This window comes from Mycobacteroides chelonae CCUG 47445 (assembly GCF_001632805.1).
Classification (GTDB): domain Bacteria; phylum Actinomycetota; class Actinomycetes; order Mycobacteriales; family Mycobacteriaceae; genus Mycobacterium; species Mycobacterium chelonae.
Genome location: NZ_CP007220.1, coordinates 4577694 through 4591627 on the forward strand (window position 1 = coordinate 4577694; position 13934 = coordinate 4591627).

At 62.0% G+C, this 13934-nt stretch carries 16 protein-coding genes; 10 read left to right on the forward strand and 6 right to left on the reverse strand.

Features of this window, described 5'->3' with window-relative positions; all coding sequences use genetic code 11:
- Positions 1-65: 65 nt before the first annotated feature.
- The gene (locus BB28_RS22345) at positions 66-806 is read left to right on the forward strand and encodes a MerR family transcriptional regulator (protein ID WP_046255101.1); all 741 of its coding nucleotides are present in this window, start codon (positions 66-68) and stop codon (positions 804-806) included.
- A 2-nt stretch (positions 807-808) separates the two neighbouring features.
- On the opposite strand, the gene BB28_RS22350 is transcribed toward BB28_RS22345, so the two are convergent.
- The 3 genes from BB28_RS22350 to BB28_RS22360 all read right to left on the reverse strand — a co-directional run bounded on the left by BB28_RS22350 (position 809) and on the right by BB28_RS22360 (position 3524).
- Entirely contained in the window at positions 809-1171 is a 363-nt protein-coding gene (locus BB28_RS22350) for a YciI family protein (protein WP_046255102.1), read from the reverse strand.
- Position 1172: 1 nt separating this feature from the next.
- Entirely contained in the window at positions 1173-1529 is a 357-nt protein-coding gene (locus BB28_RS22355) for a YciI family protein (RefSeq protein ID WP_046255103.1), read from the reverse strand.
- A gap of 144 nt (positions 1530-1673) precedes the next feature.
- Positions 1674-3524 carry a fatty acyl-AMP ligase gene (locus BB28_RS22360; RefSeq protein ID WP_046255104.1) on the reverse strand — a complete coding sequence of 617 codons (1851 nt, stop codon included), beginning with the start codon at positions 3522-3524 and terminating at the stop codon, positions 1674-1676.
- Between the two features lie 350 nt (positions 3525-3874).
- On the opposite strand from BB28_RS22360, the gene BB28_RS22365 reads away from it, so the two are divergent.
- Positions 3875-5215 (forward strand): cytochrome P450, encoded by a 1341-nt coding sequence (locus tag BB28_RS22365; RefSeq protein ID WP_046255105.1) that lies wholly within the window; start codon positions 3875-3877, stop codon positions 5213-5215.
- Positions 5216-5273: 58 nt separating this feature from the next.
- The gene (locus tag BB28_RS22370; RefSeq protein WP_046255106.1) at positions 5274-6563 is read left to right on the forward strand and encodes a cytochrome P450; all 1290 of its coding nucleotides are present in this window, start codon (positions 5274-5276) and stop codon (positions 6561-6563) included.
- On the opposite strand, the gene BB28_RS22375 is transcribed toward BB28_RS22370, so the two are convergent.
- On the reverse strand, positions 6560-7687 hold the full coding sequence (locus tag BB28_RS22375) for a glycoside hydrolase family 3 N-terminal domain-containing protein (RefSeq protein ID WP_046255107.1): 1128 nt from the start codon (positions 7685-7687) through the stop codon (positions 6560-6562). The genes BB28_RS22370 and BB28_RS22375 overlap by 4 nt on opposite strands.
- An 18-nt stretch (positions 7688-7705) precedes the next feature.
- Positions 7706-8932: an RNA polymerase sigma factor gene (locus BB28_RS22380; protein ID WP_046255108.1), complete on the reverse strand. Its 1227-nt coding sequence runs from the start codon at positions 8930-8932 to the stop codon at positions 7706-7708.
- 446 nt (positions 8933-9378) lie between these two features.
- On the opposite strand from BB28_RS22380, the gene BB28_RS22385 reads away from it, so the two are divergent.
- Together BB28_RS22385 and BB28_RS25600 are read left to right on the forward strand one after the other, a co-directional pair.
- Positions 9379-9621, forward strand: a complete 243-nt coding sequence (locus BB28_RS22385) for a hypothetical protein (protein WP_225421959.1) — start codon at positions 9379-9381, stop codon at positions 9619-9621.
- Between the two features lie 9 nt (positions 9622-9630).
- Positions 9631-10227, forward strand: a complete 597-nt coding sequence (locus BB28_RS25600; protein ID WP_225421960.1) for a hypothetical protein — start codon at positions 9631-9633, stop codon at positions 10225-10227.
- Between the two features lie 12 nt (positions 10228-10239).
- On the opposite strand, the gene BB28_RS22395 is transcribed toward BB28_RS25600, so the two are convergent.
- Complete coding sequence (locus BB28_RS22395) at positions 10240-10689, reverse strand: hypothetical protein (RefSeq protein ID WP_046255109.1); 450 nt, start codon at positions 10687-10689, stop codon at positions 10240-10242.
- 45 nt (positions 10690-10734) lie between these two features.
- Between BB28_RS22395 and BB28_RS22400 the strand changes: the two genes are divergently transcribed.
- From BB28_RS22400 to BB28_RS22415, 5 genes are read left to right on the forward strand one after another with little or no spacing between them, the layout of a single operon-like run.
- Positions 10735-11040, forward strand: coding sequence for a WXG100 family type VII secretion target (locus BB28_RS22400; RefSeq protein ID WP_046255110.1), 306 nt, complete (start codon positions 10735-10737; stop codon positions 11038-11040).
- Positions 11041-11050: 10 nt separating this feature from the next.
- The gene (locus tag BB28_RS22405; protein WP_046255111.1) at positions 11051-11344 is read left to right on the forward strand and encodes a WXG100 family type VII secretion target; all 294 of its coding nucleotides are present in this window, start codon (positions 11051-11053) and stop codon (positions 11342-11344) included.
- 2 nt (positions 11345-11346) lie between these two features.
- A complete protein-coding gene (locus tag BB28_RS22410; protein WP_046255112.1) occupies positions 11347-12696 on the forward strand; it encodes a putative toxin in 1350 nt (449 codons plus the stop codon).
- 31 nt (positions 12697-12727) lie between these two features.
- Complete coding sequence (locus BB28_RS24790; RefSeq protein ID WP_075874174.1) at positions 12728-13378, forward strand: HEAT repeat domain-containing protein; 651 nt, start codon at positions 12728-12730, stop codon at positions 13376-13378.
- The gene (locus BB28_RS22415; RefSeq protein ID WP_046255113.1) at positions 13371-13889 is read left to right on the forward strand and encodes a YbaB/EbfC family nucleoid-associated protein; all 519 of its coding nucleotides are present in this window, start codon (positions 13371-13373) and stop codon (positions 13887-13889) included. Before BB28_RS24790 ends, BB28_RS22415 begins: the two co-directional genes overlap by 8 nt.
- Positions 13890-13934: the final 45 nt, after the last annotated feature.

Below are 13934 nucleotides of genomic sequence, written 5' to 3' on the forward strand. Positions count from 1 at the left end.
TGACGTTCCGTACATAAACGTAACGGAAATCTCCGTAACGGACAATGGGGTAATCTTTACCCCTGATGGACCTGACTATCGATCAGCTGGCGCAGCGCGTGGCCATGACGGCACGCAACATCCGCGAGTGGCAGACACTCGGGCTGGTACCCCCGCCCGAGAAGCGAGGACGCGTCGGCATCTACTCCGATGACCATGTCGCGATCATCAATCACGTCAAGAACTTGAAATCCCAGGGGTTTCCGCTCGATGTCATTCGCCGGGTCATCGACTCCGGCGGCGGCTCCGAGGACAGCGTGCGCAAGATGGTGATCGAAGCCCTCAGCCCATTCGCCACGGGAGAGCCGGTGGTGATGCCGCGCGCCGAGCTCATCACACGCGTCGGCACCGGTGCGGATCTGGCACTGGCCGAGCTGGGACTGGTGTCTGACGTCGACGCGAAAACCATCTCGGTCCGCGACTGCGAAACCCTGGACGCAATCGAACTGCTGATCGCCGCGGGCATGTCCATGTCCCGCATCGCCGAGACCCTGCGCGAGGTCGACCGGCTGCAACACCAGATCGCGCAGCTGTTACTGGGCGCCTACGTGGCCGATGTCTGGCAACCCTTCGTCGAGTCCGGTTATGCGTCCGAGGACTGGGGCAAGATCGCCGAAAATGCTTCGAAGGCAAAACAATTGACCGTCACACTGGCATCGCGACTATTGGCGCGGGCCCTCGATGACACCGTCGACCCGATCCTGCTGCAACAGGCCGACGAGGCCGAGGCCGTGCTGGAGCGCAACCGCCCGGCCTCATCGGCCTAGTCTCAGTCGATCTCGCCGCAACCCCGCTCCAGGCCACGAACCTCGATCGGGCACCACACCGCACGGGATACCTCGGCTGCCCACTGCTGGGCATCGGCCAGGGTCGGCACCTCGATGATGCTGAAGCCGCCGAGCTGTTCCTTGGTCTCGGTGTACGGCCCGTCGGTGGTGGTATGCCCAGAGGCGTTGGCACTCACCATGGTCGCGGTAGCGGCGGGCTGCAGACCGGCGGCGAAGAGCCACACCCCTGCCTCCTGCATGCGGCGGGTGACGGCCTGTACATCGGCGCCGATGGTTTCCAAGGCGGCATCGTCGGGCTGCACCGCATCAGGTGGGTAAACAATCGAGAGTAGATAGCGGCTCATGTCAGGCCTCCTCGTCCTGGAAGGGGCGCACCTCGACGGGCTCCTCGCATGCCGCCGACCCCTCCGCAGCCCACTTCAGCGCCGCGTCGAGGTCGGGCGCGTTGATGATCCAGAAACCACCGAGGTGTTCCTTGGTCTCCAGGTAGGGGCCGTCCGTGGTGGTGACCTTTCCGTCCACACTGCGGACCACGGTCGCATCCGATGGTTCGGTCAGACCGTTCGCGAACACCCAGACGCCAGCCTCTTTCATTCTCTCGTTGAGCGCGCCGGTCTGGGCGTACAGCCGCTGCACATCCTCATCACTCCAGTCGGCCGCGTTCTCCGCGTAGCTGTGGACCGAGAGTAAGTACTGCTTCATGGTCGTCCTTTCTATCCGCTTCTGGCGATGGGGACGCCCGGTCGGCTTCCCTTCAACCTCACTACGAATAGACCTGCCCGAAATCGACACCTCATCGCATAAGTCGAAAAGAAATTGCGGAGGATCTCGCTGCGGGCAGCCGAACTACGAGCCGTGCGTCCCGAGCTTGTTGTCCAGGTACTCCTGGCGGCAGGCTCGGCGCGCGATCTTTCCACTGCTGGTGCGCGGGATCGCACCGGCCTGAACCAGCTGGACATCGGCGATGGGCAGGGCGTGCCGACGAGAGACAGCGGCCCGGATCGCCTCAACAATGGGGCCCGGTTCTGCCCGGCCGGCTCCCGCGGCGCGTTCGGCGACGATGACCAACCTCTCTCCGGCACCGTCACCCGCCTCGACGCCCACGGGCAGTTCGTTGGTGGGCACCGAGAAGGCCGCCACGAATCCGCGCCGCACCACCGGAGAGGCATCCTCGACGGTGGCCTCGATGTCGTGCGGGTAGTGGTTACGGCCGTCGACGATCACCAGATCCTTGACCCGACCGGTGATGTACAGCTCACCATCGAGGTAGACGCCGAGATCGCCCGTACGGAACCAGGCAGCGGCCGGTTCGGCTCCGGTGGCATGGCTGCCCTCTCCCAGGCGCGCCCGCAGCGTGTTGCGGAAAGAGAAATCCGTCTCCTCCGGCCGGCCCCAGTATCCGCGACCAATGTTGTTGCCGTGCAACCAGATCTCGCCCACCTGTCCGTCCGGCAGCTCCGCCCCGGCAGCCGGGTCGGCAATCACCGCCCATTGACTGCGGGCGATCTGACCACAGGACACCTGTGGCACCGCCTTCTCATGGGCGGCATCCACCCGCACCGCGTATCCGGCACCCAGCTGTTCGCGATCCACATAGATGACGGATGGCTCGGCTTCGGGGGCGATCGAGGAGACGAAGAGCGTCGCCTCGGCCATACCATAAGACGGCTTGATGGCGTTGGCCGGTAATCCATGGGGACCGAAGGCCTCATTGAACTTACGGATCGACGCGATGCTGACCGGCTCGGAACCGTTGATCAGACCCGCCACCTTGCTCAGATCCAGGGCTTCGCCATCCTTCGGCAGTCCGCGCTCGGCGGCCAGCTCGAAGGCGAAGTTGGGGGCGGCGCCAAAGGTGCGGCCCACGTGAGACGCGGCCGCGAGTTCCTTGATCCAGCGGCCGGGCCGGCGCACGAAAGACATCGGCGACATGAGCGTCATCCGCCCCCCGCACAGCGGGAACATGAGCATGAGCAGGCCCATATCGTGGTACAGCGGCAGCCAGCTCGCTCCTCGGACATCCACATCCAGGCCAACGGAAATGACCATCTGCAGCACGTTGGTCATCACCGCGCGATGGGTGATCTCGACGCCGGCGGGCACTCGCGTCGAACCCGATGTGTACTGCAGATAGGCGATGTCATCGGTATCCGGCGTCACCCTCATATATGTCGCGCCCACCGAGTCGGGCACGCCGTCGACGGCCAAGACTCGGGGCCGACGATCGCGCGGCAGTCGCCGGACGAAACCGCTGACGGATTCGGCGGCCGCCTCATTGGTGAGCACCACCGTCGGTTGGGCATCGGTGAGCACCGCATCGAGCCGCTCGGCGTGACCCGGCAGTTCCGGGGCGAAAAGGGGCACCGCGATGGTCCCGGCCTCGATGGCGGCGAAGAAGCCGATGACGTAATCGAGGCCCTGCGGCGCCAAGATCGCGACCCGATCCCCGGGCTTGGTCACCTGCTGAAGCCTCGCCGCGACCGCACGCGAACGCGCCCGCAGTTGGGGCCAGTTCAGGTCGGACGGAGCGCCGTCCGGGTCACTGCTGAAATCGACGTAGCGGTAGGCAAATGTGTCGTGCTCGCCATCGACGGCACACTCCAAATAATGGTTGACGGTATAGCCATCCGGTAAGGAGATTGCGCCCGTCTCGTCCAGGTACTCCTCAACACGCAACCCTGACACCAGCGCACTCATCGCAACCTCCGCGTAGCCGTAACTACGACAGCCGGACAACAACAAGCAGCAACGAATAGCCATCACGCTTTGCTACGGTCCCGACCGAACGTAGATGGTACGTGACGTACCAGTGGCAAACGGTACTCGAAGTCCCAATAGGACGCCGCGTCTAAAAAGGCCTGAAAGCACATTGTTCACTGTGTGCTTTGACACCCCGGCGTAGCGATGTGACGGGTGCGACCGCGCCGGGTCGAACCTGCGCTGTTGCCCGTCGCCTCTTCGCGCGGAATGCGGCCTTTTCGGGCATTCCCTTCCCGCCCGGTCACTATTAGACTCGTGACAAATAGCATCCAGCGTCGGAGGCAAGCATGCGATCCAGGGATCTGGTCAAGTACTGGTCGCGGTGGGTGACCATGCACGGCATCAGCCGCGTCGGACTACTCACCCAGGTGCGCAAAATGCCCTTGGCGGCGTTGTTCCTCAGCCCGGATCGAGCCGACAACCATTACCGGTACATCGAACAGATCCGGTCCGTCGGCCCCATCGCTCCGGCCCGGGCCACCGGCCTCGTCTTCACCGGTCTGGCGCAGACACGCGAGATCCTGCGGGACCACCGATTCATCACCATGGCGCCCAACAACATTCCCTCCCCGGTGCTCCCCCAGGGGCTCAGCCGTTGGATCTTCAACAGGACCGAGCCCGGTCTGCCCAACCCGGTAGAGCCGCCCGCCATGCTGGCCGTCGACCCACCCGAACACACCCGGTTCCGCAAGCTGGTGTCGAGGGCCTTCACACCACGCGCGGTGAGCAGGCTGGAGGACCGCGTCCGTGAAGTGACGCTGGAGCTGCTCGACAACCTGGAACGCAAGGAGCGAGCCGACCTGCTCGACGACTATGCCTCGCAATTACCGGTGGCGATCATCGCCGAGATGCTCGGTGTTCCACGCGAAGACGCTCCGTTCCTCCTGGAATGGGGCAATCACGGCGCGGCGCTGCTGGACATCGGCATGACTTGGTCTGCGTATCGCGATGCCACCCAGGCGCTCATCGAGATCGACCGCTACTTCGACGCTCACCTGGTCCGGCTGCGCCGCGAGCTTGCGCAGGACCCCACCCTCGACGGCATCCTGGCGAGCATCGTGCGTGACGGCGATCTGGACGACCGCGAACTCAAGGCCACCATGGCACTGCTGCTCGGTGCCGGATTCGAAACGACGGTCAACCTCATCGGGAATGGCATCGTGGCCCTGCTGCGTCACTCCGAACAGCTGGCCTACCTGCAGGAGAATCCGGAAGGCTGGCCGAACGCCGTCGAGGAGATCCTGCGTTACGACTCCCCCGTGCAGGTCACTGGCCGGGTGGCCACCGAAACCGTCGAATTCGACGGCCACACACTGCCTGCCGGCTCGATGGCGGTGCTACTTCTCGGCGGAGCCAACCGCGACCCCGCTGTTTTCGATGAACCCGACGTCTTCGACGTGAGCCGCGCCAACGCACGCGAACACGTCGCATTCGGCAGTGGTGTCCATGTCTGCCTGGGCGCGAGCCTGGCACGGATGGAGGGTGTGGTGGCGCTGCAGTCGTTGTTCGAACGCTTCCCCGAGCTCGCGCTAGCAGCCGATCCCACCCCCGGCAAGCATGTCAATCTGCATGGCTTCGGAAGCCTGCCAGTGAACCTCGGCCGTGCCCGGGTGCGAGCCAGCAGTTAATCTCGAAGCTGCGCGATGTCCGTTCGGCATCGAGCGAGCCGACACGGGGATCGGACGGATGCACGACCGGATCAAACAGCGCACCCATTGGGCGGTGACGCACGGAATGGCCCGTGCGTACCTCAAAGTGCTTGCCCGCCGCGGTGAACCCGTCGCACAGCTGGGAATCGACACCGCCCAGGCTGCGGGCATCTACGGAATCATCGACAAGATCCGTGGCCGCGGCAGGATGTCGCAGGCAGGCGATGGCTGGATCACCGCGGACGCGCGGATCGTCCGAACGATCTTCCGCGACAACCGGTTCGTCACCTTCAAACCCGAACACCGGTCCTCCTCACCGATCATTCAGCGGTTGGCGGCCTGGAGCGACCCGCAGCTGCTCAATCCCGCCGAACCGCCATCCATTCTGATCACCGACCCACCCGACCACGGGCGGCTGCGGCGTCTCGTCGCTGCCCCGTTTACCCCGCGCGCCATCGAGGCCCTGCGCGGACGTATCCAGGAGGTGACGAACGGTCATCTGGACGCGCTGAAACAGCGTCCGCACCCGGACCTGATCCCCGATTTCACCGCGAAGATCCCCATCGCCGTGATCGGCGAGATGATCGCCGTGCCGCCGCAGGATTACTCGCTGCTCTACACCGCGATGAATCGTGCGATCCAGCTGATCGCGACCACCGCCCCGTCCTGGCGCCAATATCAAGACGGCACAGCGGCTTTACGGGAGATCGACGAATACCTCGAGAAGCACGTCGCCCGTCTACGCCGCGAAGGCACCGAAAGTGAGCTGGCCACAGGACTTCTCAACAGCGACCTGAGCCATTTCGAGCTCAAGATGTTCTTCGCGGTGTTCCTGGGCGCGGGATTCGTCACCACCACGCATCTGATGGGCAAGGCGATCCTCGTGCTGCTGCGCCACCCCGACCAGCTGGCGGCGCTACGTGCCGACCCGACCCTGTGGCCCAACGCCGTCGAAGAACTCATGCGCTACGACACCTCGAACCAGTGGTCGGCCCGCGTCGCCACCGAGACGGTCGAGATCGAGGGACACACCATCGAGGCAGGCCAGTCGGCGCTGCTACTTCTCGGCGGAGCTAATCGCGACCCTGCCGTGTTCGAGAACCCGGACGTCTTCGACATCACCCGGCCCAACGCGCGCGAAAACATCACGCTGGGCACCGGGATTCACGTGTGCCTGGGCCAGGTGCTGGCACGGGTCGAGCTGCATATCGCGCTGCAATCGCTCTTCGAACGCTTTCCAGAGCTCGCGCTGGCCGGTGAGCCGGAGTACTTCGACGGTATGGGTATTCACGGACTGCGCCGTCTACCCGTGACGCTGGGACGTTAGCCGCAAGCGGGGACGCCCTTGAAGGCCAGCACCCGACGCACCGAGGCGTTGATCGCGTCACCGTTCAGTTCGCCTGCGTTGTACGCCGATTCGAGGCGGTCCAGGACTGAGCCAACCTTCTCGGTGCTCACCCACAGCGCCCAGTCGACTCCGGCCTTGATCGACTTGAGCACCGCCTCCTCGATCGGGAAACGGTCGGTGATCGCGGCCATCGATGACAGGTCATCGGTGAAGATCACTCCGTCATAGGCGGGTGCCCCGTAGCCGGTTCCCTTGCGCAACAAGTCGACTGCGGCGGGGCTCAGGCTGGATGGGTCGTCGCCAGTCAGTCCGGGGACCTGCATGTGGCCGATCATCACGGCGGCACCGCTGGTTACCAGCGAGCGATACGGCACCAAATCGTTGTCCTTCAGCTGCTCCAGCGGTGGGGTTACCACGCCATTGGTGTGCGAGTCACCCGATGCGTGGCCATGGCCCGGGAAGTGCTTCACCACCGCACGCACGCCACTGGCCTGATATCCCCGCACCGCTGCCTCGGCATATTCGGCGACCTTCTGCGGGTCGCCGCTGTACGAGCGATCGCCGATGGCGCCGTCCGGATCGCCGTCGGTCACGTCTGCATCGGGCGCGAAGTCGATGGTGATACCGAGGTCCTTCATCTTCTGACCGCGCTCCTGGCTGAGGGCCTGCACCTGCTCTGGCGTCTGCGTGGCGGCCAGTTCCCGCGCGGACGGGGACGGACCGATGAGGTCTTTGAGGCGAGACACCCGCCCGCCCTCCTCATCGACGCTCACCGCCGCCGGGATCGGTCCGGCGGTGACGACGTCGTGCAGGGAGCCGTCGGTCAGCATCTCCTTCTTGGTCCAGCTGCCGACGAAGATGCCGCCGACGTGGTGGTCGCGCACCAGCGCACGGGCATCGTCGGCGTCCTTGACGCCCACCATGAGCAGCTGCGCCAACCTGTCACGGGTGCTCAGGCAGGCCAGGTCAGCGGCGGGCGCTGCGGTGACTGGGGCCTTCCCCGAGGACGACGGCGAGGGTTCCTTGGACGGCTCCGAGGTGTTGCCGCCGCAGGCGGACAGCGCCACCACAACGAGACCGGTCAGTACTGTCCCTGCACGCATTCTCATGAGGCCATCGTGTCATGCGCCGGTGTCCAGCCGGGCCAGCCGGTCGCCGAGGTACCCGCGGAACACCTCATTGTCCGTGGATACCAATGCTTTTCGGTAGGCCGCAGCGGCTTCCTGATTCCGGCCGAGCCGGGCGAGCAGATCGGCCCGCGCGGCATGCAGTGGGTAGTAACCGTCCAGGTCCTCCCGTAACGGGTCGATGGCATCCAGCCCGGCCCGAGGGCCGTCGCACTCACCAATGGCCACCGCGCGATTAAGAGCGACCACGCTGGTGGGGGTGAACACCGTCAGCTGGTCATACAGCGCAACAATCTGCCCCCAGTCGGTATGCGCCGCCGAGCGCGCATCGTCATGGACGGCATTGATCGCGGCCTGAATCTGATATGGCCCGGGAGCGTTACGTCTGAGGCAACGTCGCACCAGCTGATGCCCTTCGTCGATCATCCCGCGATTCCACCGAGCGCGGTCCTGATCAGCGAGCAATACCAGCGCCCCGCCGGCATCCGTACGGGCAGGACGGCGCGCCTCGGTAAGCAACACCAAGGCCAGCAGTCCCAGCACCTCGGGCTCATCGGGCATGAGATCTGCCAGCACCCGCGCCAGTCTGATCGCCTCGGCGGAGAGGTCCGTGCGGGTGAGCGTGGCGCCCGAAGAAGCCGCATAACCCTCGTTGTAGACGAGATAGAGCGCAGCCAGCACCGACGACAGCCGATCCGGTAGATCGTGGTCCCCCGGCACCCGGTACGGGATACCCGCCGACGCGATCTTCTTCTTGGCACGCGTGATGCGCGCGGCCATGGTCGATTCGGACACCAGATACGCGTGGGCGATTTCGGGAGTGGTGAGTCCGCCGAGCAGCCGCAGGGTAAGCGCGACCTGCGCCTCCGGGGACAGCGCCGGATGACAGCACGTGAAGATGAGCCGCAGGCGATCATCCTGCACCGGACCCACCTCCTGCGGTTCCGGCTGCTCCTCCTCGAGAACGCTTGCCTCTCTGGATAACTCGTCGCGCCGCTGGTCGCGCCGTAATTTGTCGACGCCGCGGTTCCGGGCCGTGGTGGTGATCCACGCACCCGGATTGGGAGGAATACCGTCCCGTGGCCATTTCGCGATGGCCACCTCGAACGCTTCCTGTACGGCGTCCTCGGCGATATCGATGCTGCCGAAGTAGCGGATCAGGGTTGCCACGGTGCGGCCGTACTCCTCGCGGAAGATGCGGCCGATCTCGTCGTGCGCCACGGGTCAATGGTGCCTCTCCGGTGTCGTGGGTCCTACAGACACCACGAACGGACCCCGCGGAAATCGACAGCGCGCGCCCGTACAGTCGATTTGTGAGAGGCAGTATGCGGCTATACGCGACGTATGCGAGCGTCGCTGGTTCACTCGTGCTCGCGGCATGCACGGATCAGGTTGCAGGCACACCAACCTCAGCAGCCACCGCCACGTATTCCTGCCAGGCACGATCCGTAACAGGACGGGCCTACACCCAATTCCGCCCAAATGGTCAGCCGTTATCCGTCTCTATCCCCGAACTCCCAGGCTGGCGGTCAGCTCCGACTGCATTGAGGGAAAACCAACTCGCCCTTACGAAAACGATCGGGACAACCCAGAGTTATGTTGCGCTGTCAATTCTGCGGCCGGAGCCGGATCGCGACAAAGCTTCCGCGCAACTGAGCAAGTTGACTATGTTCGACCCGTCAGTGTCGATCGTTCAAGAAGAAACGGTGAATGTTTGTAGCTTAGAAGCATCACGACTCGCCGGCACTGCCGAAAATCGAGGCCTGCGGTTCGACTATCTGAACCTCACGTACCCGGCCAACGGGGTCTTCTATCCAATCCAACTCCGCAATCAGATGGGCGCAGACGATGTTCCTCTATTCGGGACCGATGTCGAGGTGATTTTCCGAAACCTGCAGATCGGACCGTAGAGTCGGCGCATGCACAACGACGTCCGTCGGAACATCCTCCGTGCCATGACTTCTGGTGCGCTCATACTCGCCGGGTGTTCGCAGCCAGAGTCCGGCACACCCACCGCGGAACATCCGACGTCCTATTCATGCCAAGCACAGGCGGTGACGGGCGAGACCTATACGCGGACAAGTACGCCCAAGGCGCCGTTCACCGTTTCCATCCCCAAGCTGCCCGGTTGGGAACCGGCCGCGACAGCACGCACAGATAACAAGCTTGCGGTGGTTAAAACGATCGGAATCAGCAGGAGCCTCACCATGCTGATGTCCCTGGACCCTGCCTCTAGCTACGAGCAGGCACAGGAGCAGCTGAATAGCTTTACCAATATCGTCGGGCCGGTAAAGATCACTCACGATGAGACCCTCGAGATCTGCGGCACAAAGGCCACCCGGCTGATCGGCACCGTTGAAGAACGAGGTCAACAGTATGACTACCTCAACGTGACCTATCACTTCGGCGATAACTATTACCCCGTACAGCTGCGCAATCAGATGAAGCTTAGCGATGTACCTTTATTCAGCGCCGACATTGACGTCATGTTCCAGGGTTTCCAGATCAGCCCATAGATGACTTGTGCGCTAGCCGTCCCCACGAACATCCGGGGCCCACAACAACAGTTCGGCGCGCGCCGCATTCGCAGCTTGCACGTCAATCGTCGCACCCTCCGAATCGATTCGATAAGGCACAAGCATGTCGATAGCGATTCCCTCGGAATGCTCAAGTTTGATCTTGATGGCATCTCCTGCCACAGGAACCGAGGCAGTCACGTCTAGCACAGCCGCCCGCGCTCGCAGCTGCTGCCTGTCGCTGGGCAGTTCCAGGCCATCAATGATCCCCGTCTCATCCTGCGGCATTGCAGCTATCGCCGACCGTCGTACCGATACATCACCAGCCAGTCCAATGACCATCATGAACGGTGCGAAGTCATCGGCATGCGCAAGCTCTACCGCGACGAACTTGATAGCATCGCCAAACAGCTTGTCCACATCGTCTTGTGCTTGCGGCGATGCTGTCGATCTCCATTCCATTGGACATCCTTTGAGCTGTTGGCGGGTTGGGCAGGGAGGGGATTCATGGCAGACCAACGACTGCGTGTGTCGACAACCGCGCTCGAACAAGGGTCACGCGAGCTGCGCCAGCATCATCGCACGATCGAGACGGCTGTTGCCGAAATCCATCGGCGGGCTCAAACACTTCAGGGCGTATGGACTGGCTCGGCTGCAAACGATGCGGCAACGGCATGGGACGATCTTCGCAAGACATTCACATCCCACCTGGACAAGCTGTCGGAGCATGCTGAGTTGTTGTTGAAAACCGCGAAGCTGCACTCTGATCAGGAACAGCTGACCACGCAGGCCATCGCCTCAACGGATAGCTAGCGAGGTTGATATGGCTGAACGTTCGTATGACTTAGACGCGATGCAAGAACACATCGATTTCCTGACCAAGCAAATAGAATCGCTCACCGATCAGGCGAAAAATGTCGAGCGTACGGCGGAGGGCGTCCTGTCTCAGTACGAGGGACAAGGCGCAGAAAAGTTCATGGAAGCAAGCGCTGAGTGGCGAACCAAATTCGCACAGCATCTTGAATCACTTGGGGCACTGCGCGACAGAATCAAGATCACGCACGGCAACTACCTCGATGCGAGGACGAAGAACCGCGAAATGTTCCCGGGGGCGTAACCATGACAAAGGCCGATCCAGAATGGTTCTACTCCGTCGCCGCCAAACTTTCAGAGGCGGCCACTTCCTTCGAAGCTCGCTTCACCGCACTTGACCAAAAGCTGAATGTCTCTCGATCAGCGGGCGGCTACGCAACCGGTGGACCCCGCTGGAGCTCCAGCTATGACCAATCCGCGTCTGACGTGTTCGAAGTCGGCTCCCTTGGGGTGATGGCAGCGACGGTCCTCGCGAAGTTGGTACATGAAGCGGGGCTCAACGAGGCCAGAGCGGAGAACGAGTCGAGTCCAACGGGCCCTCAAGAACGTACTCCGCCGCCGCCCTCGGGGAGCAAGATCAACCACGCCATGCACCCCAGCCAGCTGTCCGTCGGCGGAAACAACTCCAAACCAGACCATTGGTCTCTCATTGCCGACTATGTAAAAAAGGAATGGGCTGATTGCGACGAGAGTCGAATTCGTGCGGCGGGGTCTGCCTTTAGTTCCTTCGGCACCGACAGCCAGAAGCAAGCAACCGACCTTTGGAATGCCTGCACGACGATCTTCACTGATGATCGACAAAAAGGCTATCCAGAGATCAATGAAATGGTCACTGAAATCGCCAACGTATGTGGCGCACTCAAAGGGGAGGTCGCTTCCGACCTGGGCGTAGCCTGCGAAGCCGTAGGTTCAAAAGCCGCCGAGATGAAGAAATTAGGTCAGCAATCCCTTACGATACTGCATTACATTATCCTATCTTATGAAGTGGACAAGGTACTGGCGCGAAGACTTCCTTTTGGCGATCGAATACGAAAAGGTATTGACCGACTAATTGAATTCAACAAAAGGGAATACGCTAAAGCCAATGACAAACTCATGGAGTCAATCAACCAAAAGGTAGACCAAGCAGCCGAATCTAACGAGGGCATCAACAATCTGGCGACAACGGACGCCAAGTTTCTGTCAAATCTCCTGGACAGAATTCCCAGGCAAACGGACCCCATTCGTAATCGCACGAAGGAAGAGAACGAGGCCGCTGGTGATGAAGGGGAGCGGCGAGCAGGAATCGATCCCAGAGGCCGCAAGCGAGAGGTGCGAGTCATCGTCGACACGGGCTCCGGGCCCGTGGCACGCGAGGTCGTACCTGATCGGATTGATGACGTAAACCGGCAGGTCATAGAGGTTAAGAACACCAACGAGATCAGGCCTGATCGCGTACAGATTCTCGCGGAAGCCGAGTGGGCGCGACAGAACGGCTACACGATGACCCTTGTCGTTGACCATCGCACCGCGATCAATGACCCGAAGATCCAAGAGATGGTGAACAACGGGCAGATTCAAGTCGTCAGGAAGGAACTTGATGATGCATACTTCTAATTACATCGGCATTCCGCAGGGCGACGACTGGATGGACAATATTCCCCCCCAGTATGTTCACGGAGAGCGTGGGTTTGATAAACGCATCATGCACGACCTTGCAGAGGTTGGCGTGCGCGCTTACACGCTAGATGCGCTCGCGAACGGTCCCGCAACGATTCCCGAGGCCATTCCTGTCTTCATAGACTGGCTATCTCATTTGGAAGAACGTATACCCGGGCCGGAACTAGACCATGGACACCGCTCGATTATCCGATCTGGGTTAATTCGCAACCTAATCGACCCTGCAGCACGCGGAAATCAGCAAGCAATTGACCTTCTTATCAGCCAGGTCCAACATCAGCCGCCCCTACCATTGCGGCAGATCGATTGGGCTCTCGGAGGTCTCAAATTAATCTGCGGACCAAAAGAATTCTCAAAGATCGTTGCGCTCATTCCCGACCTGCCAGCGGGTACACCAATCATTCCGGTCATTCAATATCTAGGAAAAGTGAAAACGCACGACTCCCATCAATTGCTCATCAGATACCTGAACGGGCCGGCACGCGGATTCGCAATCAAAGCACTCGTTCAGGCGAAGGCGCCAGGCGTTCGCCATCTCATCGAGCCCCTCGTGCACGACCCGGATTCTTTGGTTCGAAAGGCAGCCCGACGCGCCATGGAACGACTACCCAATGACTGACGGGCCCGATCACCTCAAAGAAATCGCAGAGCGTGTGCGCGCCCAAGTTGCGGAGCTGGAATCGCAGATAAGCAGAGTCGACGCGATAGAGGCCGAGGCCGAATCCATGGACCGCATGGTCCGCGTCCGAGTGAACGCAAGCGGGATGGTCCTTGGCATCCAGCTTCACCAAGCGACAGCACGCATGGATCGTGGACGACTCGGGGCGCTGATCGCCGAGACCGCCCAGGCGGCCGCGTACAGGGCGTCTGATGCCGCCCATCAGTTCTTCGAGGGCCTTATCGCGACACGTGTTGAGCTTCAGCAGGCAGCGGAGGCAATTAACCCCCAAACCCGCGAAATGTTCACCCGGCAGCCATCAGCGCCGCAATCTCGTGCACCAGGCCTTGACATGCCGACGAAGCCACCCCCTGTCCAGCCGGCACAACAACACCCACAGCATCGTCCCTCACTTGATGACGAGGACGCCCATTACGAACGCTTCAATCAGAACCCTTTTGGGAGAAGTTGATACAAACGAACGGACCGCGCGGAAATCGACAGCGCGCCACAATGG